1 protein-coding gene is annotated in these 412 nt (G+C 58.0%); it reads right to left on the bottom strand.

Annotation, left to right across the window (positions count from 1 at the left end; all coding sequences use genetic code 11):
* On the bottom strand, positions 1–412 hold a 412-nt coding region (locus ATB02_RS25855), incomplete at both ends, for an NlpC/P60 family protein (RefSeq protein ID WP_105272418.1).

Below are 412 nucleotides of genomic sequence, written 5' to 3'. Positions count from 1 at the left end.
CGAAGGTCGATGCGGCGGCCAAATCGTTGTAAATCCCCGTAAAGGCAGATGCGTGCCATGCCCGGTGACGCCAGAGGGAGTGTGTGCGTCGCTGCCATTTGTCGGTGTACCTCTCTCGTTTGCTCAGTTGTTCAGGAATATGGTGCAGCAGCTCGCTGTCACCACAGTAAATGGCGGCATGATTCGGCACCGATGAACCAAAACAGCACAGCAGCACATCGCCCGGCTGCGCCGCTGACAACGGCACCTGATACAGCCCTGTGGCCTCCAGATTATCCAGATAGAGATTCTGACCGTGACGCCACCAGTCATCCTCGCGATGAAAATCCGGCATCTCAATCCCCGCCAGATGGTAAGCATCCCGGAACAGCGTGTAACAGTCCGTCACCCCGTGCTCAAAGCGCCGCCCGGT

Origin of the sequence: Escherichia sp. MOD1-EC5189 (genome assembly GCF_002966045.1) — a bacterium.
GTDB classification, from domain to species: Bacteria; Pseudomonadota; Gammaproteobacteria; order Enterobacterales; family Enterobacteriaceae; genus Escherichia; species Escherichia coli_F.
Note: the sequence above shows the minus strand (reverse complement) of the source record. Positions and strands in the feature narration are given on the sequence as shown.